Consider the following 25,549-nt stretch of genomic DNA (forward strand, 5'->3'; position numbering starts at 1 on the left):
GCGCACGCCTGATAAGCGTGAGGTCGATGGTTCGAGTCCATTTAGGCCCACCATATATTATTCCGCAGTAGCTCAGTGGTAGAGCTATCGGCTGTTAACCGATCGGTCGTAGGTTCGAGTCCTACCTGCGGAGCCATACAGAGAAGTACCCAAGTGGCTCAAGGGGCTCCCCTGCTAAGGGAGTAGATCGCTAACGCGGTGCGAGGGTTCGAATCCCTTCTTCTCTGCCATACATATTGGCCCGTTGGTCAAGTGGTTAAGACACCGCCCTTTCACGGCGGTAACACGGGTTCGAATCCCGTACGGGTCATACTAAAAGAGATAGCATAATCTGCTATCTCTTTTTTGTTGTATAAAAGTAGACTTTGGATAGTCTGCTTTTTTTATGCAATAGAAGAAATATGAAGTATTCGCTGTTGCAGTTAGGTACATAGAGAGCCGTAAATACAATCATGTTATTTATTTGGACCTGTATGGATATGAAGGAAGTATGACTGTAGCCTCCTATACTTGGAGAAACCGATGAAAATACATCCGGGAGCTACTGTGGAAAATAAATAATATATAGAAGACAGCTTTTTTAGGTTGTCATTATTGTCGAGTTTTGTCGGTAAGTCGATATATTGCAAAAATCGCTGATATAATTTGAGTTACGATCGATAAATTTCAATAATCGCTGATATATTTGGAGTTACGGTCGATATATTCTAAAAATCGCCGGTATAATTTCACTTACCGACAAAAACATAAGAAAATCCCTTTCACAATCTAAAGAAAACGCCTCCATTGAAATTGATTCCACACCTATTCTAATAACTTTACACTCTATGTGAAAAAGTTCACAAATAGGTCATAATTTGTGAAGTAATTCACAATAATACGTGCTACAATATGAATGTAAAGAAGTTAAACAACATTAAATTAGTATTTTAATTAATTACTTAAACAATCATAAAAAATAGATGTGAACAATAGAGAGGGGAAATTACCATGAAAAAAGGTATCAATCGTGTAGTATTAGTAGGAACAGGAGCTGTAGGTTGTAGTTACGCTTACTCAATGATCAACCAAGGTGTAGCTGAAGAGTTCGTATTAGTAGATGTTAATGAAGCAAAAGCAGAAGGGGAAGCAATGGACTTAAGCCATGCGGTACCATTCTCTCCATCACCAACAAAAGTTTGGAGCGGTAGCTATGCAGATTGTAAAGATGCAGATTTAGTAGTTATCACTGCTGGATTACCACAAAAGCCAGGTGAAACTCGTTTAGACTTAGTTGAGAAAAATACAAAGATCTTTAAACAAATCGTTCGCGGTATTATGGATAGTGGATTCGATGGAATCTTCTTAATCGCAACTAACCCAGTTGACATTTTAACTTACGTAACTTGGAAAGAATCTGGTTTACCAAAAGAGCGCGTAATCGGTTCTGGTACTACTTTAGACTCTGCTCGTTTCCGTTACATGTTAGGTGACTACTTAGATGTAGATCCACGTAACGTTCATGCTTATATCGTTGGTGAACACGGTGACACTGAACTTCCAGTATGGAGCCACGCTACTATCGGTGTACAAAAACTAGAAACAATCTTAGCTAACAACGAACAGTACAATCAAGAAGACTTAGATAAAATCTTCGAAAACGTACGTGATGCAGCTTACCATATTATCGAGCGTAAAGGTGCAACTTACTACGGAATCGGTATGTCACTACTTCGTGTAACTAAAGCAATCTTAAACAACGAGAACAGCGTATTAACTGTATCTGCATACCTTGAAGGTCAATACGGAGAGAAAGATGCTTACGTAGGTGTTCCAGCTGTAATTAACCGCGAAGGTGTACGTGAAATCGTAGAACTTGAGCTAAATGAAGATGAAAAAGCGAAATTCGCTCATTCTGTAAAAGTATTAAAAGAAACAATGGCACCAGTACTATAATAATTGCTAAATAATTCAGAGGTGGGAAACTGCTTCTTACCTCTGAACTTATATAATTTAATATAAATTCCTTTTCCGGTTTCCCTTGTATATCCCCAATATACCCCTTTTGCTGGATAAGGGTCGTTTATAGAAAAGAGCACTCTACTTTACGTAGAGTGCTCTTTATTATCCCGCATTAACGGGCAGTAAGATCCCCACCTCAAAATGCAGCGAAAGCAAAGAAGTTAGTTTGGTGATCAACTGCCCGTAAAAGCCCGATTGGTTCAACTAATAATCAGTGGGGGATGAACACCCCCCACTGATTAAAGTTTCACTTTATCATTTTTTAGGCGTTAATCCCAATTTCTTTAAAATATCTGTCAGTGTACCGCTTTTTGATTTTTCTACAGGTGTTTGTGATTTAGATGCATCTGGCCCTTTTTTCAAGAAGTTCTTTTCAACGAAGCGAATATCTTTTTCGTCGACAATCCCATCTTTATTAAGGTCTCCGTCTTTTACAGTTAGTCCTTTTTTACCATAGTTGCTAGCGATAATTTCAGCATCTTTAATATCGATTACTTTATCAGCATTTACATCGCCGGCAAGGTTTTCGTCAGGTCTTGCATAATAATATTGGCCAAGCAGCTTACCGTCTTTTTCAGTACCAAGTTTCGTTGTTAGGCGGCTTGTTAAATGTCCTGGCACTTCTACATATAGGTTATAGTCGCGTTTATTAACTGGAAGTCCATTTAGTTTGAAGTACCCATATTTATCTAGTGAGCCTTCAAACTTATGACGGTAAGAATCAGTTGCGTATACTTTTACGCCAAGCTTTGCATAATCAAACTTTTCATCTAAATATCCACGTTCATTTAAGAATGCACCAGGTTTAATATTTCCTTCTACTAGTGAATTTAAGGACATAACTGAGAATGTTTGTTCTTGAAGTACACGCATTCTATTTGGTTCTGATTCACCTTGTTTCCAGTAAACAAAAATTGGTGACTCTAATTGAGCGTTTGCTTCATAAAATTCATCATTTTCTACTTTGAAAGTTACATCAATGAACGGGAAATCACCATCTAATCCAGCAAAGTTTTTGTCATCGATAGCGCCACCAACTGTAACCGAACCTGCCTCTAGTTTCGGTTCATTTACTTTTGCGGTTACTCCTTTTTCGGAAAGTAGCTTTTCAAAAGCAGGATTAAATTTCGCATTTGCAAATTTGAAGTTCTTCTCTAGGAAGTTTACATTAAATTGCCCAGCAACAAATTGTTTTACGTGTTTTGCGTTTAGTGTTACTGTGAACTCGTCATTTTTATATAATTCTTTTTTATCGTAACTAGCTTTCGCATATTGAGCACCTTGTGGGATAAACCAGTAGTTATTTACACCGCTTGGATAGTCAGCTCCTGCAGTTGCATAATCGAAAATATATACGCCTGTGTTCATTGGACCTTCCGTTCTGAAGGAGTCAGGTGTAATGCCAACTTTAAAGTCGCCATTTGCATTAATCGGTAAAAACTTATGCAAGTATGGAGAATAGTCATAGTACATAACGCCATTCGCTTCTTGCGTAATGTTTAATCCTTTTCCTTTTAAGTAGTCAACGTTTGAATCGTATACATTTCCTTTAATCCATAGTGCTTTTTTGTCATCTTCTACTGTATAATTTTCTTCATTTAACTCGTAAATACCAGGTTTTAATCCAGTTAGTTTCACTTCTGGTGGGGTATTATCAATTACAACATAATCACCTTTTACACGTGCTTTCCCAGCCTTATCATAACCGACAAACTCAATTGTGTAGTCTCCTTCTGCTAAGTTGATTTTCTCATCACCAATTGGTTTTGCAGGATCATTTGTAAAAGGATACACTTTTCCATTAAAGAATGAGTCTAAGTAGTAATACACATCAGTTTTTAGTCCACTTGTGTTTAATGTCCCAATGAAGCCCAGAGCTTTATCTGTTTTGGAATCTTTTACGATAAGATCTAACGTTTCAAGTTCGCTGTTTAATTGGAATGCCCCGTGAACATACGATTCACCGTATGGATTAAATTTAGATGTATCAGTTGAAATTGCTTTTCTTGATAGTATTGCATTTTCAATACCAGGCTCTGATACACGAATAGAGAATGGGATTTGATATGTTTCTTCTTTATTTTTCGTGTTCGTAATATGAATATATCCTTCATATCGGCCTTGTTTTACACCGGCTGGAACATTAATTTTTGCTTCAATTTCATCTGCTTTGCCAGCATCAAGAGTAATTGTTTCTGGAGCTGAGATTTTTACACCGTTTGCGACAGCATCGTTAATAGTAGAAGAAGCCGGTGTATAAGAAATTTCTGTTTTAAATTCTTTTTTCTCTTGTTTATTATGATTAGTTACTTTTATATTTCGTTTTTGTTCAAGAGCTTCACCGTCTTTTTGATAAAACTTACCGAATGCAATAGATCCAGTTTCTTCGGGCACTTCAATTACTTCATCATTTACAACATTTTGTGTCGTATCTAATACTTTAAAGCTTGTTTCTGTACGAACGGCGTTGTAAGCATCTACTCGCCCAGCTCCAACTTCATACACCGAATATTTTTCTTTTAAATCATCAGCTGTGTTCATTAGAGACGCTTTTACATCGAACGGAGAGTAGTCTGGGTGTTCTTGTAAAATTAGAGCAGCAACGCCAGCAATATGAGGGGAAGCCATAGATGTTCCTTGCATACGCTCATAGGAAACAGCGTAGTTTTCACCCTCTTGCGGGTCGTTAATATATTCAGGAACTGTTGAAAGGACAGCGACACCAGGCGCTGTAATATCAGGCTTAATATCATCATTTGCTGTAACAGGACCGCGTGAGCTAAAGTCTGCAAGATGATCGCCTTCTGTTTGAATGTAATTAATTTCATCGAAAGTTAAGGATGTGCTACCTTGTTCAATTTGAGCTTTTAGTTTTTCACCGTCTTCTTTCGTTAGGCGGAATGATGGAATGTATTTTGTGCTTTCACCAACGTAGAAAGGAATTTCTCCATCCACGTTGTTATAAATAATAACGGCCTTTGCACCTGCTTGTTTTGCGTTAGCAATTTTTTCATCAAATGAGGTTGTACCACGTGCAACGAGAGCGATTTTTCCTTTTACATCTTTTTTACTAAACTCGTCAGGCGTACCGATTCCTACAGATTCAATAGGTAAAGTTTGTCCCTTAAAATCTTCTATTTTATCAGTGAAGTTTTTGCCGAACAAAATTAGGTTAGGGAATTGTAATTGTCCAGCATGACCTGATAGTTTCGGTAAGGAAATAGAGCTATCACTGGCTCCAACCGTAATAGCAAATGGCGAAGCACCTGGTGATCCGAGTGTTGATGGATTCGGTCCAGAGTTACCAGCAGCAACGACTGTAACAACGCCTGAAAGCATCGCGTTATTAACAGCGATAGATGTTGGATCAAGAGGATTGTTGCTATCATCACCTAACGATAAGTTAATAACGTTCATACCGTCAGAAATAGATTTATCAATTGCAGCGATAATACCTGAACTATCTCCACTTCCGTATGGACCGAGTACACGATAGTTATACAGTTCAATGTCAGGTGCAACACCTTTTACTGCTGAATCAGATTGGTTCTTCTTTTGAGCAGAAACGATACCTGCTACGTGAGTGCCGTGGGCTGTGTAGAAGGAAGAACCGCGGCTATCAAATTCAGGAGCACCAGATTTTTGCCATTCTGAATAAGTAGTTTCCATTGGATCTGCATCGTTATTAATAAAGTCCCAACCCTTTACTGAGTTTGGGTCTACTTTGCTAGAGTCCTCACCAGGTTTTGCGCGATAGCCTTTATATACGTCTTTTAAGTCAGGATGATTGTAATCAATACCTGTATCTAATACACCAACTTTAATTCCTTTTCCGGTAATGCCCTCACTATGTAACTTATCTACTCCAATTTGCGGGATGCTATCTGTTAGTTTTTGAGGTGCTTTTTGCTCAGCTTGTTTTGGTAAATTTAATTTCACTTCGTAATCTTTCCAAATGCGTTTTACAACACCAATTCGTAACAACTCTTCAACTGTATTTGCTGGTAATGTCATCGCAACACCATTTATCGCATGCTTATAAGAACGTTTAATTTGTACAGACTGGAAGTTTCCTGATTTTACTGATGGGCTGAATTGATAAAGACGTTTTAGTCCTTTTTCGAATTCTTCATGTTCTTGATCAATACGTGCTTTTGTATTTTCAGGAGCAGACTGTAATCCTTTTTCTTTTTGTTTTAATTCATTAATCTTTACTGGAGCAGTTTGAAATTCTACGATGATATTTACAGGCTCAGAACTACTCGTATTAATATCTGGTGAAATTGTAAAACCAGGGTTGGCATCTACCGTTTGTAATGCTAGGCGTTGTTCTTTAGAAAGCTTCGATAATATAGAATGAGCATTTGAAGATTCAATTTGGTTAATAGGACTTTCAGCAAGTACATTGAACGGAATGGCAGTTGAAAACAGAACGCCAGCCGTTACAATTCCAGTAACAAAACGGTTTTTCTTTTTCATTTATAGGCCTCCGGTAATATATATTTTTAAAAATTATTTCTCCACACCTGCTGTTTGCTCAGCATGGAATGTCCAGTTTAGCTGCAGGGAATCACCTTGAAATCTATTTTGATCTTGGTCGTTATCTTCAAATGAGAAGAGGACATGTAAGTAATCTGTTTCACCAGATTTAATACCATCTATTAAGTTATGACGTTCTAGAGACGTAGCGACATCTTCAGGTTTCATAGTTTTTAATTCTGATAGTTTTGTTTCCCACAAAATCTCATGATCATCGTTTGGATTAGATGGCTGTCCATCATTCACTAGAAACTTGACGATAATGTGATCACCTAAATCTTCACCGACATTATTTTGCGTTGCATCTGTAACTTCATATGATGTTTCAAGTGCTACTTTTGCAATATCCAATGTACCTTTATTTTCAAGCTTGAAGTTCCTTTCAATAAAATCACCTGGTTTTAAATCTTTCACATTAACGATTACACTTGGATTAATAGAAAGATCTAGTGTTCCAGCTTGAAATGAGTTACTTGATGTTTCTGAATCACTGAAATAGGCGAATACACCGCCGAATGTAAGGGATAAGCCAAGTGAAGCGGTGATAATTCCCATTCCTACTTTTTGTTTTAATGACATAAGAAAGCCTCCTAGTTAAATTTGTATAGCAACCGTTCGCAACAAGGATAAATAAGTAAACATAGTAGTCCGCTATGAATTATAGTTACGAAAGATCGTAGTTCTTTATTGAGAACAAGTATATGCTTATGAATTTCGCGTTTCAATAAAAATATGACAAAAAATGTTGAGAAACATTTTTTTTATTACAGATTATTTTGTTTTGATTTTGAGTGGAAAATAGCATGAAAAATAGTATAAACCTAATAAAATAAAGGTTGAGAAAAAAATAATAGGAGGAAATATAGAAGTAGAATGAAGCGTTTACAATGAATATTCGTCAAAATTCGATATTTTACACGGAAATGTGAAGAAAAACTAACATTTTTAAGAAAAAAACGAATGTTTTTTATAAATTAACAAGGATATTGCAGTTTTTCGCAGAAATAGTTAAAGTATAAAAAATTCTGTCATCTAAGTGAGGTGAGCATATTGAATGTAATAAATTGTGAAGAAGTGAAACGAGATGAGTTTCATACAGAAAAGTACTATGAAAGTTATAACATCTTTGGCGCGCATGTTGTGACGGAAGATGAGATTCAAGGGGTACGATTTACAGTGTGGGCTCCTCATGCGAAAGCAATGAGTGTTGTTGGGGATTTTAATGAGTGGGATTATGAGCAACATAAGATGCTACAAGTGACAGAAGAAGGCATTTGGTCCTTATTTATACCGCATATTGAAGAAGGAGAAATATATAAATATGCGATTGAAACGTTGGCTGGTGACGTCATTTTAAAGGCAGATCCGTATGCTGTATATGCAGAAGTAAGACCGAATACGGCATCTGTAGTTTTTGATATAAAAGGATATGAATGGAATGATAAAAACTGGAATCGTAAGAAAAAGAAAAAATCGATTTATAAAGAAGCGATGACAGTTTATGAATTACATTTTGGTTCTTGGAAAAAGAAAGAAGATGGAACGCTGTACTCTTACAGGGAAATGGTTGAAGAGCTCATCCCGTATGTGGTGGAACATCAATTTACACATATTGAAATTATGCCGCTTGTTGAGCATCCATATGATCGTTCTTGGGGATACCAAGGAACGGGATATTATGCAGCGACGAGTAGATTTGGTACGCCGCATGATTTAATGCATTTTGTCGACGAATGTCATAAATATGGAATCGGTGTCATTTTAGATTGGGTGCCGGGGCATTTTTGTAAAGATGCTCACGGTTTATATTTGTTTGATGGTACACCGACCTATGAATATAAAGATAAAGATGTACAAGAAAATCCAGTATGGGGAACTGTCAATTTTGATTTAGGAAAGAGAGAGGTACGTAATTTCTTAATTTCAAATGCGTTATTTTGGATGAGATATTTCCATATTGATGGTTTCAGAGTTGATGCAGTTGCGAACATGTTGTACTGGAATAAAGAAGGACAAGAGCAAAGTAATGAGCATGCTGTTTCATTTTTAAGAGAGTTAAATGAAGCAGTGTTTGCAGAGGATGAAGATTTTCTTATGACGGCAGAAGATTCAACAGCTTGGCCACTTGTAACAACTCCAACGTATGAAGGTGGGCTTGGATTCAATTACAAATGGAACATGGGCTGGATGAATGACGTGCTGAAATATATGGAGTGTGCGCCTGAATATAGGAAACACATTCATGAGAAAATGACGTTTTCTTTACTATATGCGTACTCTGAAAACTTCATATTACCGCTTTCTCATGATGAAGTCGTTCATGGGAAAAAGTCGTTATTAAATAAAATGCCAGGTGATTACTGGGATAAGTTTGCTCAACTTCGTTTATTATATGGATATTTCTTTACTCACCCAGGAAAGAAGTTACTTTTCATGGGAGGAGAATTCGGACAGTTTGATGAGTGGAAAGACCTTGAAGATTTAGATTGGAATTTACATGATTTTGAAATGCATCGTTATATGCATGATTACTTTAACGAGCTCATAGCATTGTATAAGCGCTCAAAACCACTTTGGCAACTTGACCATTCACCTGAAGGTTTTCAGTGGATTGATGCTAATAATAATGAGCAAAGTATTTTCTCTTTTATCCGCCAAGGGGATAAACAAGAAGATGCGTTAGTTGTCGTATGTAATTTTACGAAAGCTACATATGAAAACTATAAAGTAGGTGTACCAGATTTCGAGTATTATAACGAGATTTTAAACAGTGATGCTGAGCAATATGGCGGTTCGGGGCAAGTGAATAAGAAACGTCTTAAGACGATTCTAGAACCGTACCATAATCAAGCAGCGCATGTAGAGATTACAATTCCACCATTTGGCGTATCCATATTACGACCAGTGAAGACGAGAAAGGGGAGCAAAAAACAAGATGGCTCAAAAACAAAAGTGCGTAGCAATGTTACTAGCAGGGGGAAAAGGTAGTCGTTTAAGTGCATTAACAAAAAATTTAGCCAAGCCAGCTGTTCCATTTGGTGGTAAATATCGCATTATTGATTTTACGCTAAGTAACTGTGCGAATTCTGGTATTGAAACGGTTGGGATTTTAACGCAATATCAACCACTTGAACTTCATAATTATATCGGAATCGGAAATGCGTGGGATTTAGACCGAGTAAACGGTGGGGTCACAGTATTACCTCCTTATGCGGAGTCTTCAGGGGTTAAGTGGTATACAGGTACGGCAAGTGCCATTTATCAAAATTTAAACTATTTAAGTCAGTATGAACCGGAGTATGTTCTTATTTTATCAGGCGACCATATTTATAAAATGGATTACAGTAAGATGCTAGATTACCATATTGAGAAAGAATCGGACGTATCCATTTCTGTTATTGAAGTACCTTGGGATGAAGCGAGTCGCTTTGGCATTATGAATACAAATGAAGAGATGGAGATTGTTGAGTTTGAAGAGAAACCACAATTTCCAAGAAGTAATCTTGCATCGATGGGAATCTATATTTTTAATTGGTCAATTTTGAAAGAGTATTTAGAGATGGATGCAAGAAATCCTGAATCTAGTAACGATTTTGGAAAAGACGTCCTTCCGCTTTTATTAGATGAAGGGAAGAAGCTAATGGCGTACCCGTTTGAAGGATATTGGAAAGATGTTGGAACGGTGAAGAGCTTATGGGAAGCGAATATGGATTTGCTTCGCGATGAAACATCACTGAATTTAAACGATCGTAATTGGCGTATTTACTCTGTCAATCCAAACGAACCGCCTCAATATATTGCTGAAAAGGCGAAAGTAGAAGAATCGCTTATTAACGAAGGGTGCGTCATTGAAGGGGACGTGAAGCATTCTGTGTTATTCCAAGGAGTGACGGTGGAAGAAGGTAGTATGGTAATTGATTCTGTCGTTATGCCAGGGGCCAAGATTGGTAAAAATGTTGTGATTGAAAGAGCGATTGTTGGATCAGAAATGGTTATCGAAGATGGAACAATCATTCGTCCAGAAAAGAATGTTGACGATGTAGTATTAATTGCTGAAGGGAAATAGAAAAGGGGGATGAAATGAATGGGAGAAAAAATGTTAGGGATTATTAATGCAACGGGAAGTTTTCCTTCCTTAAAGAAAGTAACAGGGCATCGTTCACTAGCGGCGTTACCGTTTGGGGGCCGTTATCGACTCATTGATTTCATGCTTTCAAATATGGTGAATTCTAGTATTCATAGTGTGGCAGTTTTTACAAGCCATAAAAACCGTTCGTTAATGGACCATGTCGGTTCAGGGAAACAGTGGGATTTAGATAGAAAACGAGACGGACTATTTTTATTCCCGCCAAACTGCCAATGTGACCAAGATGAGTTTGGGTCTTTTGCACACTTTAGAAGACATATTGATTATTTTCTAAGAAGCAGAGAAGAGTACGTTGTTATTACGAATAGCCATCTCGTAACAGCATTAAATTTTCAAGCGGTGTTAGAGCGACATATACATACGGCAGCTGATATTACGGAAGTTTGCCATGAAGGGGTTTCGCTTCAAACATACGTGTTAAAGAAACAATTATTATTAGATTTATTTGAGACATATAAAGATGTGGAGCAATACAGTTTATTTGATGTAGTGAGAGAAAAACGCGGGAAATCATTACATATTGCTACATATGAACATACTGGATATGTAGCAATTATTGACTCGATCGAAAGTTACTATAAACATAGCTTAGAAATTTTGCAACCTGCTATTTGGAAGCAATTATTTAAGAAAGAAGCGCCGATCTTTACGAAAGTAAAAGATGAGCCACCAACTCGTTATCTAAAGGGTGCAGTCGTGAAAAATACAATGATTGCAAATGGCAGTATTATTGAAGGGGAAGTCGAAAACAGTGTTGTTTCCCGTTCGGTTAAAATTGGAAAAGGTTCAATTATTCGTAACAGTATTATTATGCAAAAGAGCCAAATTGGAGATAACTGTATAATAGACGGTGTTATTATTGATAAAGACGTGAAAATTGGCGACGGTGTCGTATTAAAAGGAAACGCCGATGAGCCGTATGTTGTAGAAAAAGGAAGCGTACAAAACAGTACGATTAATAGTTATTCCTAAAGAATCAGTGGGGGCTTTTTCCTCCACTGATTAAAGTTTTAATTTAAATGAAAACTCGAAGGGAGGAAGCTGCAAGAGGAGTAATAAAAACTTTTCGCGCAGTGGGACAACAAGTGAATATTTTATTTGCAGTATCAGAATGTGTACCGTTTGTGAAATCGGGAGGATTAGCTGATGTAGCGGGTGCGCTCCCAAAAGAGCTGAAAAAATTAGGAGTGGACGTTCGTATTATACTTCCGAATTATAGCCTCATTCCGAAAAAGTTAAGAGATGGATGTACGTTACATAAAGTAATTAACGTCCCGCTCGGGTGGAGAAATCAATATTGTGGAATTTTAAAAGGTGAGCAAGACGGAATTACGTATTACTTAATAGATAATGAATATTATTTTAAGAGAGATTCTCTGTATGGTCATTATGATGACGGGGAGCGTTTTTCTTATTTCTCAAAAGCAGTGTTAGAGTGTATTCCGCACCTTGATTTTGAAGTGGATGTTCTTCATAGCCACGATTGGCATACGGCTATGGTTAATTTCTTACTTCGTGAAAAGTATCAAGATAACCCGTTATATGAGCGTATTAAAACGGTATATACGATTCACAACTTGCAGTTCCAAGGAGTATTTCCTCCTGAAGTGATGTACGACTTGTTAGAGCTTGGTGATGAATATTTTCATAGTGAGCAGCTAGAGTTTTATGGAAACATAAACTTTATGAAAGGCGGTATTATCGCTTCGGATCAAATTACAGCGGTGAGCCCGACGTATAAAGAAGAAATTCAATATGAATTTTTCGGTGAGAAGTTAGATGGATTACTGCGAAAATATAATGATAAGCTTAGCGGTATTGTAAATGGTATTGATACGAGCGTATATAATCCAGAAACGGATTCGTATATTAAGACTCAGTATGATGCAGAGTCATTATATGAAAAGAGTGAAAATAAACGCGCTTTGCAGCGTTATTTTGGTTTGCCAGAAAAAGAGGATACACCAATTATTTCAATGGTAACGAGATTAACGAAGCAAAAAGGTCTTGATTTAGTACGCACTGTATTCCGCGAAATAATGGAAGAAGATGTACAATGTATTATTTTAGGTTCAGGTGATTCGGAATATGAGCAATTCTTTGAGTGGATGGCATATGAGTATCCGGAGAAGGTAAAAGTTTATATCGGATTTAATGAAGAATTAGCGCACCAAGTGTATGCGGGAAGCGATTTGTTTTTAATGCCATCGCTGTTTGAACCGTGTGGACTTGGACAACTTATCGCATTAGCGTACGGTACGATTCCAATTGTAAGAGAAACAGGTGGATTAAACGATACAGTACATTCTTATGATGAAGAAACAGGCGAAGGAAATGGTTTCAGTTTCACGAACTTTAATGCACATGACATGCTGCATACGGTTCACCGTGCAATTGAATTTTATCACGATAAACCAGTGTGGGAGCAGCTTGTAAAACAAGCGATGACTGAAGATTATAGCTGGGAGCAATCGGCTCTTGCTTATAAGGAATTGTATAAAAGTCTCATGGAATAACATGTAGGTGGTGAAAAAATGTTTACTCATGTTGAAAGTTTTAAATCAACTTTTCTAGAAAAGTTAGAGACGATGTATGGGAAAAGTTTCAAAGATTCTACAACTCGTGATCAATATAATACGCTCGGCCATATGGTACGTGAGTATATGAATAGTCAATGGATTGCAACGAATGAGAGTTATCGATCCGGAGAGCAAAAGCAAATGTATTACTTGTCTATTGAGTTTTTGCTTGGACGTTTGCTTGGAAGTAACATCTTGAATTTAGGTATTAGAGATGTATGCGAGCAGGGGTTATCTGAACTAGGGATTTCGTTGCAAGAGTTAGAAGAAGTGGAAGCAGATGCAGGCCTTGGTAATGGTGGGCTTGGACGCTTAGCAGCCTGTTTTCTCGATTCACTTGCATCTTTAAACTTGCCAGGACACGGCTGTGGAATTCGTTATAAACATGGTTTGTTTGATCAGAAAATTGTTGATGGTTATCAAGTTGAATTTCCAGAACAGTGGCTTCTTCATGAAAATGTATGGGAAGTAAGAAGGCATGATCAAGCTGTGGAAGTAAGTTATTTCGGCAGTGTTGAACCGCTAGAAATTGACGGGCGTTTAGAGTTTAGGCATACAAATGCAGAAGTCATTATGGCAGTGCCATATGATGTGCCGGTAGTAGGCTATGAGACGAGTACTGTAAATACACTTAGACTTTGGAATGCTGAACCAGTTCCGTTCCCGCAAAACTGCAAAGATATTTTGAAATATAAGCGCGAAACAGAGGCTGTATCGGAGTTTTTATATCCAGATGATACGCATGATGAGGGGAAAATACTTCGTTTAAAACAACAGTATTTCCTCGTATCAGCAAGTTTACAAAATATCGTTCGAATGCATAGAGAAAGATACGGTGACCTTCGTCAACTACATGAAAAAATTGCGATTCACATTAACGATACACATCCGGTTTTAGCAATTCCAGAACTGATGCGTATTTTACTAGATGAAGAAAAGTTAACATGGGAAGAAGCTTGGCACATAACGACGCAGACGATTTCTTATACGAATCATACGACGTTATCAGAAGCGCTCGAAAAGTGGCCAATTCACATTTTTAAACCATTATTACCGAGAATTTATATGATTATTGAAGAGATTAATGAACGTTTCTGTCATGAACTTTGGGAACGTTATCCTTATGAATGGCATCGCATTGAAGACATGGCAATTATTGCGCATGATCTTGTGAAAATGGCTCATTTAGCAATTGTCGGTAGCTATAGCGTAAACGGTGTAGCAAAAATTCATACGGAAATATTAAAGCAGCGGGAAATGCGATTGTTTTATGAATTTTATCCAGATAAGTTTAATAATAAGACGAATGGAATTGCTCATAGGCGCTGGCTTATGAAAGCAAATCCACAGTTAACAAATCTCATTTCAGAGGCGATTGGAACAGAGTGGAAGAAAGAACCGATTAAGCTTCAATCGTTGCAAACAGTTCAATATGATGCGAGTTTCCAAGAGAAATTTGCAGAGGTAAAACAAGAGCGTAAAGAGATTTTAGCGGAGCGTATTCATAATACAATGGGGATTACGATTGATCCAAATTCTATTTTTGATGTGCAAGTGAAAAGATTACATGCTTATAAACGACAATTATTAAATGTTCTTCATATTTTATATTTATATAACCGTTTGAAAGAGGATGCTAGTTTTACATTTTATCCGCGTACTTTTATTTTTGGAGCGAAAGCATCACCTGGCTATTATTACGCGAAAAAAATTATTAAATTAATAAATGAACTCGCAAGAAAAGTAAATAATGACCCGTATGTCAGTCAATATATGAAAGTTATCTTTCTAGAAAACTATCGAGTTTCTTTAGCGGAAGATATATTCCCAGCGGCGGATGTAAGTGAACAAATTTCAACGGCGAGTAAAGAAGCATCGGGAACAGGTAATATGAAATTTATGATGAATGGTGCGATTACACTCGGAACGCTAGACGGTGCTAACGTTGAAATAAAAGACCGGGTCGGTGATGATAACTGTTTTATTTTCGGTTTAACGGCCGAAGAAGTTCTTCATTACTATCAAAATGGTGGATATCGTGCAAGTGATTATTATCACCACAATAGACACATTAAAAAAGTAGTTGATCAATTAACAAATGGTTTCTTTGCACAATCGGGAGCTGAATTTGAAGCGATTTACGATTCTCTTGTTATTCAAAATGATGAATATTTCGTTCTGCGAGATTTTGGCCCATATGCTGAAAGACAAGAAGCTGTCGGTAGAGCTTATGAGAACCGAACAAAGTGGCTAGAAATGTCGATTTTAAATATTGCACAGTCTGGTCATTTTGCGAGTGATCGAACGATTTTGCAGTACAGCAATGAAATTTGGGGTATTGGTAATGCAGTTAAACAGTTTTAAAGAAGTTGCTATATTGGGAGATATATTATCGATTTACCAACAAAAATGGATATTAATAAATAAAACGGGCTTAATAAAATTAAGCTCGTTTTATTTATTTTGCTTAAGAAAGACATGGAACAGTGGTATATATGATACCTGCCCCATCATACTCTCCTGTCGCAAAGTATGAAAATGTAAAGAAACCTGTGACCGTAAAAATTACAATAAGAAAAAGTGTGAAGATAAATTTTAACATGTAAGGTCCCCTCATCCAAAAATAACTTCATAGAGTATTATAGTATACGAATATTTTATTTCCAATTGTTTACTGGTTAAAAATGAGAAGTCAGACATGTTTTGTATGTTGTAATGGAATGATTATTTGTAATGGATTTTGTATTTTTTGTAAATGTCATATTGTGATGGACGTGTGCATACTCCCAATCATGATCATTAAAATTTATGTTTCGGGGAGGGAGAAGTGGAACGACATCGAACAAGTTGACGAAACGAAAGCTACTAGCTACTTGTAGTTTATAATAATTTCGAAAAGCGATATCTCCTACTTTTGGAGAAGCGAATGTATAAAGTCCATACTGTGCGAAGGCAGTATTTATACGTGCATCTAATATGTGTAATGTGGCAAGCGCACCACCTAGACTATGCCCAGTAGCTAGCAGTTTTTTATGTGCTGGCAATGATACGAGCATATCCATAATAGAATCACGACAAGACTCATAAATAGAGAGAAAGCCGTTATGGACATTTCCGCTATTTAAAGCATAAGGATAAGGTTTTTGATTGACGAGAGAGTCAATAATCCAATCAGGGTCTGTTTGAGTGCCCCTGAAGGCAACGATAATTGTATCCTCAGATTCTAATATAAACCCGAACCATTCTGTTGTTTGAATGGCTTTTCCTTGAAACCCTTGTACATATTGAAAACCATCTGGTATTTCGAAAATACCATTTTGTTTATATTGTTCATACGTTAACTCACAACAAGAAGCTAACAGTATGGCAGTGTCTTTATCAAAGGATAAAGGAGTACGCATTAAGGAAGCCCTCCTTAAGAAAAGGTATAGTTTAATATATGCGGTGAGGAACTTGATTCATGCTTTTGGAAAAAAGACTTGAACCTACAGTTACGTGAGGGAGTATGATTTTTGTAAACATATTGTTAGGAGGAGTGTAAGATGAGCAAAAGGGAAGGCTGTTCAATTGGTGAGTTTGCAAAGAGGACAGGCACATCAATACGGACACTACAATATTACGATGAAATTGGACTACTTAAACCTGGAAAGAATGTTAGCTCTGGTCACCGTGTGTACAAAGGAAAAGATATATTAGAACTCCAGAAAATAGTGAGTCTTAAAGTATTAGGATATAGTTTAGAAGAAATACGCGTTATGCTGAAAATGCCAAGTTTGAATGTAAATTTAAAAGAAACGTTGGAACAACAAAGAAAAGCCTTTGAAGAAAAGAGAAGACACATTGAAGTTTCGATAAAGGCGCTTGAACGAACAATGGTATGTCTTGAGGAAGATGAAGAGTTGGATAGTGACATATTAATGAGTCTAATTAACAGCATTCAAAAAGAAAACGAACAACGTTTATGGCTTGAAGGATATGTATCAAAAGACTTGGCTGATGGATTATATAATAAGTCGGAAGAAGAGGGCATAGCACTTGATAAAGAGTTTGTGCGTTTAGCAAAAGAAGTGAAAAGGTTATTTGGAAGACAAATTGAGGATTCAGAAGTGCAAAAATTGGTTGATGAACATATGAAGGCGACTCTTAAGTATGTTGGTGAAGAGACAATGTATTCTTTAGGTAAATTAGAGAATGTAGAAGAACAATATAATAATATGATGCCATCTCCTTACACGGAAGAAGAAGAGACATGGCTTAATGAAGCGATGGAGTATTATATGATTCGAAATGGTATGTATAGCCCTCCGCAGTAAAAATAAAGTGCCATAGTCATAAACTTTAGAGAAATGCCTCCGATGTTTTTTGCATTGGAGGCATTTTTTACTCTTTTCCATCTAAAAGGTGAACAAGGCCACCTAATATACTACTTTCACCAGTACTTTATAATGCTGGGCTTGTAAGAGGTTTGAAAAAATAGTCTGTATATATTTGAACGATGATTACCTATTTACTTGTGTTTGTTCGCACTATATACCGAAAATTTCGGGAAACGAAACATATTATTTATCTGTTTGTTTTTGCTTTTTTTTTCAAATACTCCGCACGTAATTGTTCAAGTTGCTGCTTTTTATCAAATTTGGCAGGCTTCTGTTTTTCATGAAACTTTGCCACAGCTACCTGACTTTTGGAATCCAATTGATATTTTCCCACTTTGTTCACCTACTTTTCTTGTCTTGAAAGAGAATCTATTCAACAAATATAATATACCTTATTTTACTGAAGTAAACCTTATTACTTTATTTCATCTGCTTTTTCTCGTTTGTAGACGTAAATTAAAACACCCTTTCACTGCATTACTGCAAGCAAGGGTGTTTAATTTTAGTATTATATTAGTCGATGGACAAGCCTGCATAAGGGCCCTTTTTACTCTTTCCCATCCAATAAACGACCAAGGCCACCTAATACACTACCTTCGCCAGTACTTTGCGCTGCTGGGCTTGTAAGGCGTGCTGCTAATCGGCTAAGTGTTAAGGACTGAATCCAAACTGTTCCAGGACCTTCTAATGTTGCGAAGAATAAACCCTCGCCGCCAAATAGAGCTGTTTTTACTTTACCAACGAATTCGATATCATAGTTAATATCTTTTGTCATGGCAACGAGACAACCTGTATCAATGCGAAGTTTCTCACCAGGTTTTAATTCACGTTTATATACAGTTCCACCTGCGTGCATGAAAGCAAGGCCGTCACCTTCAAGTTTCTGCATGATAAACCCTTCACCACCGAAGAAACCAGTTCCTATTTTTTTCGTAAATTCAATTCCGATAGAAACACCTTTTGCGGCACAAAGAAAGGCATCTTTTTGACAAACTACTTTTCCTTGATATTCTGTTAAATCTACAGGGATAATTTTACCAGGATAAGGAGCAGCAAATGAGACGTGGCGTTTGCCGTGACCTGTATTTGTAAATACAGTCATAAACATACTTTCGCCTGTAACGAGACGTTTACCAGCGCCCATTAATTTGCCGAATAAACCGTTAGATGGGCCAGAACCGTCACCAAAGATTGTTTCCATTTCAATGTAATCTTCCATCATCATCATTGCGCCAGCTTCTGCGATAACGCTTTCTTTTGGATCTAATTCAATTTCAACAAACTGCATATCATCGCCATATAACTTATACTCGATTTCATGTGCTTGCATTTTTTCACCTCATAAATATGTAGTAATTATATTGTACAGAAGTTAAAAGAATTAGAGTACTGTATTTTTGTTAATTTTTGAATAAAAATAGAATGAAAATTTAAGGTTATACTAGGATTATAAAAAATGATGGAATGAAAGTGTTCTCATTTGACGTTTTCGATATAGCATGATATAGTGAAAGCACTATTGAGCTACATAATGTGGTACGGAAATAAAGCACGTTGTATTAAAGGCTGTAAGCTTGTTATACATTCATGTCCTTTATATCCACCTTTTCATGTGGATTCATAGTTTCATTTTTATTTAGGAGGTACATGACATGCAAACAGGTAAAGTTAAATGGTTTAACGGCGAAAAAGGTTTTGGCTTCATCGAAGTTGAAGGCGGAGAAGACGTATTCGTACATTTCTCAGCTATCCAAGGCGACGGCTTCAAAACTTTAGAAGAAGGTCAAGAAGTTTCTTTCGAAATCGTTGAAGGAAACCGCGGACCACAAGCAGCTAACGTTACAAAAAACTAATTAGCTAGCGATAAAAAGCATTCCGATTTTCGGAATGCTTTTTTTTATTCTTTGGAACTAGATTCATTTGAAGATAATTCACCTTTGAAGGTACGTTCTTCAAAATCATCAAGCATTTGTTCATATTCTTCATGCTCTTCTGTAGCGAAAACTTGTGGGTTTTTCCCGTACATATCCGTACCGATAAAGTTTTCAAAATCCTCCACGTAGCCTACGTTTTCTTCACTATTTACATACATGCCATTATAGTTTTTTGAATCTTGTCTTTCTAAATCAGACGGCGTTTCAGATGTTCCGTAATTTGCGACATCTTGCCACGCATCTTCCGCATCGTACTCAACAGAATGGTCCTCATCATGCTTGTGGAAAGAAGGAGACAACACTTCTTCTTCAACTGGCCGTGTATTCATATTTAACTTATTTGTCGCGTGCTGTATGCATGTTGTAGCAGTCGGCATTGCTTCCAATCTTTCAAATGGAATTTCTTCGCCAGACACTTCACAAATGCCGTACGTACCCGCTTCTATTTTTTGTAGGGCATGTTTCGTCTCCTCAAGCTGTTTATGCCAAAGTTCAATAAGCCCGAAGTCTTTTTCCCGTTCATATAGCTCTGTAGCCATATCACCTGGATGGTTGTCATAGCTAGACAGTTCTCCTACTGAATCGCGTTCAGAAGCACGATCTGTATTTTCATGAGTTTGTATCGTTTGTTCCAGTTCTTGTTTTTGTTTTTCTAAAATGGATTTAAATTGACCTACTTGTTGTGGAGTTAACATAGTCGTCCACCTTCCTACAATTCAGTTTCTTTACATAGTATGAGCGTTGAGAGTAGGAATTATGAGATGAATTTCAGATATGAAAAAGGAGCCACATAAGCAGCTCCTTTTATAGAAAGTATCCAAGTAATAATCCGATTCCCATTAGGAAACCGAAGATTGTATTTGTTTTTGCTGTTGCAATCATCGCAGGTACCATTTCCATTGGAATGCTTTTGCCGATAAAGCCTTTCGTCGCTTTAAATGCTTTCGGCGCACTTAAAAATACGATAAGCATCCATGGTGATACGATGCCCACGATAATTAAAGCAATTGTCCAAATGTAGGAAACGATGAACATCGAAGCAAGTACACCAACAGCTCTTTCACGTCCAACGAGAATTGCTAACGTTTTACGACCGTTTTCTTTATCGCCATCCAAGTCGCGAATATTATTAGCTAGTAAAATGGCGCCAATTAAAATGGAGCTTGGAATAGATAGTAAAATGACTTCTGATGTTACAGTTCCAGTTTGAATAAAGAATGAAATCCCAATAATAATGACACCCATAAATAATCCGGCTGTCAACTCTCCAAATGGTGTATATGCAATTGGAAGTGGGCCACCTGTATAAAGGTAAGCAACGGCCATACAAACAAGACCGATTGCAGCAAGCCACCAGCTAGAATTCATACAAATATAAACACCTAATAGTATTGCGATGCCGAAAAATCCAAATGCTAAGTTAAGCACTGTTTTTGGCTGAATGCCATCGCGAACGATAGCGCCGCCGATACCAACTGAACCTTCGTGATCGAGTCCTCTTTTATAATCAAAGTATTCATTAAACATGTTTGTTGCTGCTTGAATGAGAAGACAAGCAAGAAGCATCATAAGGAAAAGAGGAAGATGTATTTGATTTATACCTCCGACCTGCATCGAATATGCTGTTCCGATGAAAACAGGTACGAAAGCGGCTGTTAATGTATGGGGACGTAGTAAACTCCACCAGATGCGCCAGCCTGTTTGCTTACTTGGCTTTGGCGCCGTAGGAGAGGAATTCGTTTTGACGTTCATTTCCATGTTGAATCCTCCTTTGGTCACATATTGTACACAACTAAGTGTAGAAAAAGCATCATTTAGTGTCAACGTTTATTTTCTAGGAAGAGAAGGTGAATTTCTCAGAAATGCTAAACGTTGACAGGCCTTTCGTTTGAGGTGTATCTTAAAATCAAGCGTAATTATGACTATTTTTCGCCCATAGGGGGGAGACAATTGTGATTCAAACGAAACAAAAAGGCTTGCAAGAAGTTCTTATTGCAGCTATCAAGCGTGCAACTAACGAAAAAACATTGGTTAGTTTTGTAAAACAAATAGACTGGGTGGATCCGCTTCTGTTCTATGCAGCAGGAAAAAGGATTTCATTCGAAAATAGATGTTATTTTGCAGACCCGGCTCAGCATGTAATATTTGCAGGAATTGGCTCTGTTTTCACTATAGCAAATTCTTCTCATAAGCGCTTTCAAACCGCTCGTGACGAGTGGGAGAAAGTAAAAGAGAATGCATTTGTCCAAAGAGATGAATATGAATTTGGAACGGGTCCGCTTTTATTTGGTGGTTTTTCCTTTGATCCAGAAAAAGAGAAAACGGACCTATGGAAAGAGTTTAAAGATACGACATTTTCACTACCAGCATTTTTATTAACTGTAAAAAATGAAAAAGCATGGTTAACGATGAATACATTTGTTGCAGCAACAGATTGTGCAGAAACTCTTTATAATGAAATAATTTCTTTAGAAGAGAAAATTTTTGAGGAGAGTAAATGTGCGCTAAACGGATCGAAATTAACTGTTATTTCTAAAGTAGAAGTGGATCCGAAAGGCTGGATGAAAGCAATTGAAAAAGTACAAGATGAGATGAAGCAGGGTAACGTGCAGAAGGTTGTATTGGCGAGGGAACTAAAAGTAGAGATGAACCATTCGATTGATTCTGCTCTTGTTTTAGAAGCACTTCGCATTGGTCAACCGGATTGTTACGTATTTTCTTTTGATTATAAAGGAGCATGCTTCTTAGGAGCGACGCCTGAGAGATTAATTCGCAAAGAAGATGAGAAATTTACATCGATGTGTCTTGCTGGTTCAATCGGTCATGGTCATTCTATAGAAGAAAGTGAACGAAATAGTAATGCGCTTCTTCATGATGAAAAGAATTTAGCTGAACATGGTTATGTTGTTAACATGATCCGCTCGGTACTAAATGAACATTGCGAATACGTTAATATTCCGGAAAGCCCAGGTTTATTAACAACGAAAAACTTAATTCACTTATATACGCCTGTAGAAGCAAAAGGCGATGCGAGTCTTTTAACAATGGTAGAAGAATTACATCCAACACCAGCTCTTGGCGGGACACCTCGTTTGGAAGCGATGAAACTGATCCGTGATGTTGAATTGTTAGACAGAGGGTTGTATGGTGCACCGATTGGCTGGATAGATGATGAAGGAAATGGTGAATTTGCGGTTGCGCTGCGCTGCGGATTATTAAACGGCGAGAAAGCATCCTTATTTGCCGGTTGTGGTATTGTAATTGATTCAATCCCGCAGCTTGAATATGAAGAAACAAGTTTGAAGTTTAGACCGATGCTTGGTGCTTTGGAGGAATTAATGAAATGAACAATCATATAGAAGCATTATCATATTATTTAGGCGCGTTCGTGGATGAACTGACGCGTCTAGATGTATGTGATGTTGTCATTAGTCCAGGCTCACGGTCAACGCCGATTGCTTTACTAATGGAACAACACGAAGGAATGAACACATATTTACATGTAGATGAAAGATCAGCTGGATTTTTCGCGCTCGGTATTGCGAAAGCGAAAAAACGCCCAGTAGCATTATTATGTACGTCAGGAACAGCAGCAGCTAATTACTATCCAGCTGTATGTGAAGCTTTTCATTCAAGGGTCCCGCTTATCGTCTTAACAGCGGATAGACCGCATGAATTAAGAGATGTGGGTGCACCACAAGCAATGAATCAATTTAATTTATACGGTACTTTTGTGAAACAATTTACAGAGATGGCACTGCCAGAAGCGAGTGAAGCGATGTATCATTACGCTCGTATGACGACGCAGCGCATAGTAGCAAATGCTTGTTTAGCGCCGCAGGGTCCTGTTCATCTTAATTTTCCAGTTCGCGAGCCACTTATCCCTGATTTCTCACTAGGAAGCTTATGGGATAAAGGACGTAGTGAATATACAGGAGTAGTTCAGCAAGGAAACGTGACGATGCCGAGTGAATATGTAGATTCTCTTGTAGGGCGCCTTTCACATATGGAAAAGGGGCTTATTATTTGTGGAGATGATAGTCATTCAGAAATTGCAATGTTTGCAACGCAACTAGCTGAAAAAACTGGCTATCCTATATTAGCAGACCCACTTTCTAATATTCGTAGCGGACACCACGATAAAACGATGGTAATTGACTGTTATGATACATTTTTACGAAATGAGCAGTTAAAAGAAAAATGGAAACCGGACGTGTTAATTCGCTTTGGTGGTATGCCTATTTCTAAATCATTAACGCAGTTCATAAAAAAACAAACGAAAGCAGTTCATATCGTTGTCGATGAATCAGGACAATGGAGAGATCCAGCTCTTGTTGCGACAGAAGTTGTGCAAGCAAGTGACATTGAATTCTGCAAGGCAGTAATAGAAAAAATGCCAGTTATGAAGAAGAATGATTGGTTCGTAATGTGGCAACATATAAACGAAAAAACGAAGGAAACGCTTCGTGAAATGGAAACATATGAAACTGCATTTGAAGGAAAGGTTATTACAGATATTGTGCGCGTATTACCAGAAGACGCAACGTTATTTGCGAGCAATAGTATGCCAATTCGTGATACAGACTCATTCTTCTTCACATCGGATAAAAACATCCATGTGATGGCAAACCGTGGCGTAAATGGTATTGATGGAATCATTTCGACAGCTTTAGGAGCGAGCATTATTTGCGATCCACTTGTATTAGTGATTGGTGATTTATCATTTTATCACGATTTAAATGGGCTATTAGCAGCGAAATTACATGAATTAAACATAACAATTGTCGTTGTAAATAATGATGGCGGGGGTATTTTCTCATTCTTACCACAATATGAGAAAAAGGAACATTTTGAATCATTATTTGGAACACCAATTGGACTTGATTATGAGCACGTTGTCAAAATGTACGGTGGTTCATTTAGCCGTGTAAATGGTTGGGAGCAATTCCGTGAAGAAGTACAAAAGGGAGCAACGACAAAAGGTTTACACGTTGTGGAAATTTGTACGAACCGTGATGAAAACTTAACATTGCACCGTACGTTATGGGCAAAAACACAAGACGTAATTACTACATCGTTGCAAGGTGAATCAAAATGAACGTAACACTGCAAGGTGTATCGTATGAATATGAAGTAGTTGGAAGCGGGGAACCACTTCTACTTCTTCATGGTTTTACGGGAAGCATGGAAACGTGGCGTTCTTTTATCCCTTCATGGAGCGAGCAGTTTCAAGTTATTGTAGTAGATCTTGTTGGACACGGAAAGACCGAGAGTCCTGAAGATGTTGCGCATTATGATATCCGAAATGTGGCATTGCAAATGAAAGAACTATTAGATTACCTTCAGATTGAAAAAGCGCATATACTTGGCTATTCAATGGGCGGTAGATTAGCGATTACGATGGCATGTCTATATCCAGATTATGTACACTCTCTTTTATTAGAAAATTGTACAGCTGGGCTCGAAAACGAAGAGGATAGAAAAGAACGTCGTGAAAAAGATGATCGACTTGCTAATAAAATTGAGCGAGAAGGCGTTCAAAGTTTTGTTTCTATGTGGGAAAATATTCCGCTTTTTGAAACGCAAAAACGTTTAGCAAAAAACGTACAAGAAGCGGTGCGAAAAGAACGGCTTGCTAACAATCCAAAAGGACTTGCAAATAGCTTGCGCGGCATGGGAACAGGGGCTCAGCCTTCATGGTGGGATGAGCTACACAATTTGAAAATGCCTGTTCTTTTAATGAACGGAGAATATGATGAAAAGTTCTTTCGCATATTAAAAAACATCGAAAAATACGTTTCTGATGCGAAAATTGTCAAAATTGATGGTGCTGGCCATGCAATTCATGTGGAACAACCGGAAAAGTTTGATACAATAGTAAAGGGATTTCTAAAAACTATGCAGTGATGCTTTTTTCAGTAAGAAGGAAGTCACACTTATAGAGGAGATCAGAAATATACAAGGAGGTAGTTG

19 protein-coding genes and 3 tRNA genes are annotated in these 25,549 nt (G+C 37.5%); 14 read left to right on the forward strand and 8 right to left on the reverse strand.

What is annotated here, in order from left to right:
* The first annotated feature begins 61 nt into the window (after positions 1–61).
* The 4 genes from CQ064_RS03840 to CQ064_RS03855 all read left to right on the forward strand — a co-directional run bounded on the left by CQ064_RS03840 (position 62) and on the right by CQ064_RS03855 (position 1,935).
* Positions 62–136: transfer RNA gene (locus tag CQ064_RS03840), tRNA-Asn, on the forward strand.
* Positions 137–139: 3 nt separating this feature from the next.
* Positions 140–230, forward strand: a tRNA-Ser gene (locus tag CQ064_RS03845).
* Positions 231–238: 8 nt separating this feature from the next.
* Positions 239–310, forward strand: a tRNA-Glu gene (locus tag CQ064_RS03850).
* Positions 311–990: 680 nt separating this feature from the next.
* Positions 991–1,935 (forward strand): L-lactate dehydrogenase, encoded by a 945-nt coding sequence (locus tag CQ064_RS03855; protein WP_000715346.1) that lies wholly within the window; start codon positions 991–993, stop codon positions 1,933–1,935.
* Positions 1,936–2,256: 321 nt separating this feature from the next.
* Here the strand turns inward: CQ064_RS03855 and CQ064_RS03865 are convergent, their stop codons facing one another.
* On the reverse strand, positions 2,257–6,480 hold the full coding sequence (locus CQ064_RS03865) for a S8 family serine peptidase (protein WP_000728856.1): 4,224 nt from the start codon (positions 6,478–6,480) through the stop codon (positions 2,257–2,259).
* Between the two features lie 33 nt (positions 6,481–6,513).
* Positions 6,514–7,119, reverse strand: coding sequence for a CalY family protein (locus CQ064_RS03870; protein WP_000053928.1), 606 nt, complete (start codon positions 7,117–7,119; stop codon positions 6,514–6,516).
* 471 nt (positions 7,120–7,590) lie between these two features.
* Here CQ064_RS03870 and glgB point away from each other — a divergent pair, with 471 nt between their 5' ends.
* The 5 genes from glgB (at position 7,591) to glgP (ending at position 15,630) form a co-directional block, all read left to right on the forward strand.
* Positions 7,591–9,528: a 1,4-alpha-glucan branching protein GlgB gene (gene glgB / locus CQ064_RS03875; RefSeq protein WP_001100881.1), complete on the forward strand. Its 1,938-nt coding sequence runs from the start codon at positions 7,591–7,593 to the stop codon at positions 9,526–9,528.
* The gene (gene glgC, locus CQ064_RS03880) at positions 9,476–10,606 is read left to right on the forward strand and encodes a glucose-1-phosphate adenylyltransferase (protein WP_000057604.1); all 1,131 of its coding nucleotides are present in this window, start codon (positions 9,476–9,478) and stop codon (positions 10,604–10,606) included. Before glgB ends, glgC begins: the two co-directional genes overlap by 53 nt.
* 18 nt (positions 10,607–10,624) lie before the next feature.
* Positions 10,625–11,659: a glucose-1-phosphate adenylyltransferase subunit GlgD gene (gene glgD, locus CQ064_RS03885; RefSeq protein ID WP_000504170.1), complete on the forward strand. Its 1,035-nt coding sequence runs from the start codon at positions 10,625–10,627 to the stop codon at positions 11,657–11,659.
* A 113-nt stretch (positions 11,660–11,772) separates the two neighbouring features.
* Positions 11,773–13,203, forward strand: coding sequence for a glycogen synthase GlgA (gene glgA / locus CQ064_RS03890; protein WP_033795020.1), 1,431 nt, complete (start codon positions 11,773–11,775; stop codon positions 13,201–13,203).
* Positions 13,204–13,221: 18 nt separating this feature from the next.
* A complete protein-coding gene (gene glgP, locus CQ064_RS03895; protein ID WP_000494104.1) occupies positions 13,222–15,630 on the forward strand; it encodes a glycogen phosphorylase in 2,409 nt (802 codons plus the stop codon).
* Positions 15,631–15,733: 103 nt separating this feature from the next.
* On the opposite strand, the gene CQ064_RS33985 is transcribed toward glgP, so the two are convergent.
* On the reverse strand, positions 15,734–15,868 hold the full coding sequence (locus tag CQ064_RS33985; protein ID WP_000911077.1) for a hypothetical protein: 135 nt from the start codon (positions 15,866–15,868) through the stop codon (positions 15,734–15,736).
* A gap of 76 nt (positions 15,869–15,944) precedes the next feature.
* A complete protein-coding gene (locus CQ064_RS03905) occupies positions 15,945–16,667 on the reverse strand; it encodes a lipase family protein (protein ID WP_001260112.1) in 723 nt (240 codons plus the stop codon).
* Positions 16,668–16,808: 141 nt separating this feature from the next.
* On the opposite strand from CQ064_RS03905, the gene CQ064_RS03910 reads away from it, so the two are divergent.
* The gene (locus tag CQ064_RS03910) at positions 16,809–17,579 is read left to right on the forward strand and encodes a MerR family transcriptional regulator (protein ID WP_000043962.1); all 771 of its coding nucleotides are present in this window, start codon (positions 16,809–16,811) and stop codon (positions 17,577–17,579) included.
* Between the two features lie 250 nt (positions 17,580–17,829).
* Here CQ064_RS03910 and CQ064_RS33330 read toward each other — a convergent pair whose 3' ends face one another.
* Together CQ064_RS33330 and CQ064_RS03920 are read right to left on the reverse strand one after the other, a co-directional pair.
* Positions 17,830–17,976 (reverse strand): hypothetical protein, encoded by a 147-nt coding sequence (locus CQ064_RS33330; RefSeq protein WP_000521640.1) that lies wholly within the window; start codon positions 17,974–17,976, stop codon positions 17,830–17,832.
* A gap of 213 nt (positions 17,977–18,189) precedes the next feature.
* A complete protein-coding gene (locus CQ064_RS03920) occupies positions 18,190–18,972 on the reverse strand; it encodes a TIGR00266 family protein (protein WP_001147841.1) in 783 nt (260 codons plus the stop codon).
* A 322-nt stretch (positions 18,973–19,294) separates the two neighbouring features.
* On the opposite strand from CQ064_RS03920, the gene cspD reads away from it, so the two are divergent.
* Entirely contained in the window at positions 19,295–19,495 is a 201-nt protein-coding gene (gene cspD / locus CQ064_RS03925) for a cold-shock protein CspD (RefSeq protein WP_001193052.1), read from the forward strand.
* 44 nt (positions 19,496–19,539) lie between these two features.
* Here the strand turns inward: cspD and CQ064_RS03930 are convergent, their stop codons facing one another.
* Together CQ064_RS03930 and CQ064_RS03935 are read right to left on the reverse strand one after the other, a co-directional pair.
* Positions 19,540–20,271, reverse strand: coding sequence for a yteA family sporulation protein (locus CQ064_RS03930; RefSeq protein WP_000957398.1), 732 nt, complete (start codon positions 20,269–20,271; stop codon positions 19,540–19,542).
* Positions 20,272–20,380: 109 nt separating this feature from the next.
* Positions 20,381–21,334, reverse strand: coding sequence for a 1,4-dihydroxy-2-naphthoate polyprenyltransferase (locus CQ064_RS03935; RefSeq protein WP_000425770.1), 954 nt, complete (start codon positions 21,332–21,334; stop codon positions 20,381–20,383).
* Positions 21,335–21,528: 194 nt separating this feature from the next.
* On the opposite strand from CQ064_RS03935, the gene CQ064_RS03940 reads away from it, so the two are divergent.
* The 3 genes from CQ064_RS03940 to menH are packed head-to-tail and all read left to right on the forward strand — an operon-like array spanning position 21,529 to position 25,483.
* Positions 21,529–22,923 carry an isochorismate synthase gene (locus CQ064_RS03940; RefSeq protein WP_000616734.1) on the forward strand — a complete coding sequence of 465 codons (1,395 nt, stop codon included), beginning with the start codon at positions 21,529–21,531 and terminating at the stop codon, positions 22,921–22,923.
* Positions 22,920–24,674, forward strand: coding sequence for a 2-succinyl-5-enolpyruvyl-6-hydroxy-3-cyclohexene-1-carboxylic-acid synthase (menD, locus tag CQ064_RS03945; protein WP_001059199.1), 1,755 nt, complete (start codon positions 22,920–22,922; stop codon positions 24,672–24,674). Before CQ064_RS03940 ends, menD begins: the two co-directional genes overlap by 4 nt.
* Positions 24,671–25,483 (forward strand): 2-succinyl-6-hydroxy-2,4-cyclohexadiene-1-carboxylate synthase, encoded by an 813-nt coding sequence (menH, locus tag CQ064_RS03950; protein ID WP_001103349.1) that lies wholly within the window; start codon positions 24,671–24,673, stop codon positions 25,481–25,483. The genes menD and menH overlap by 4 nt, the downstream gene beginning before the upstream one ends.
* Positions 25,484–25,549 lie beyond the last annotated feature (66 nt).

Source organism: Bacillus sp. MYb78, assembly GCF_002975115.1.
GTDB lineage: Bacteria > Bacillota > Bacilli > Bacillales > Bacillaceae_G > Bacillus_A > Bacillus_A cereus.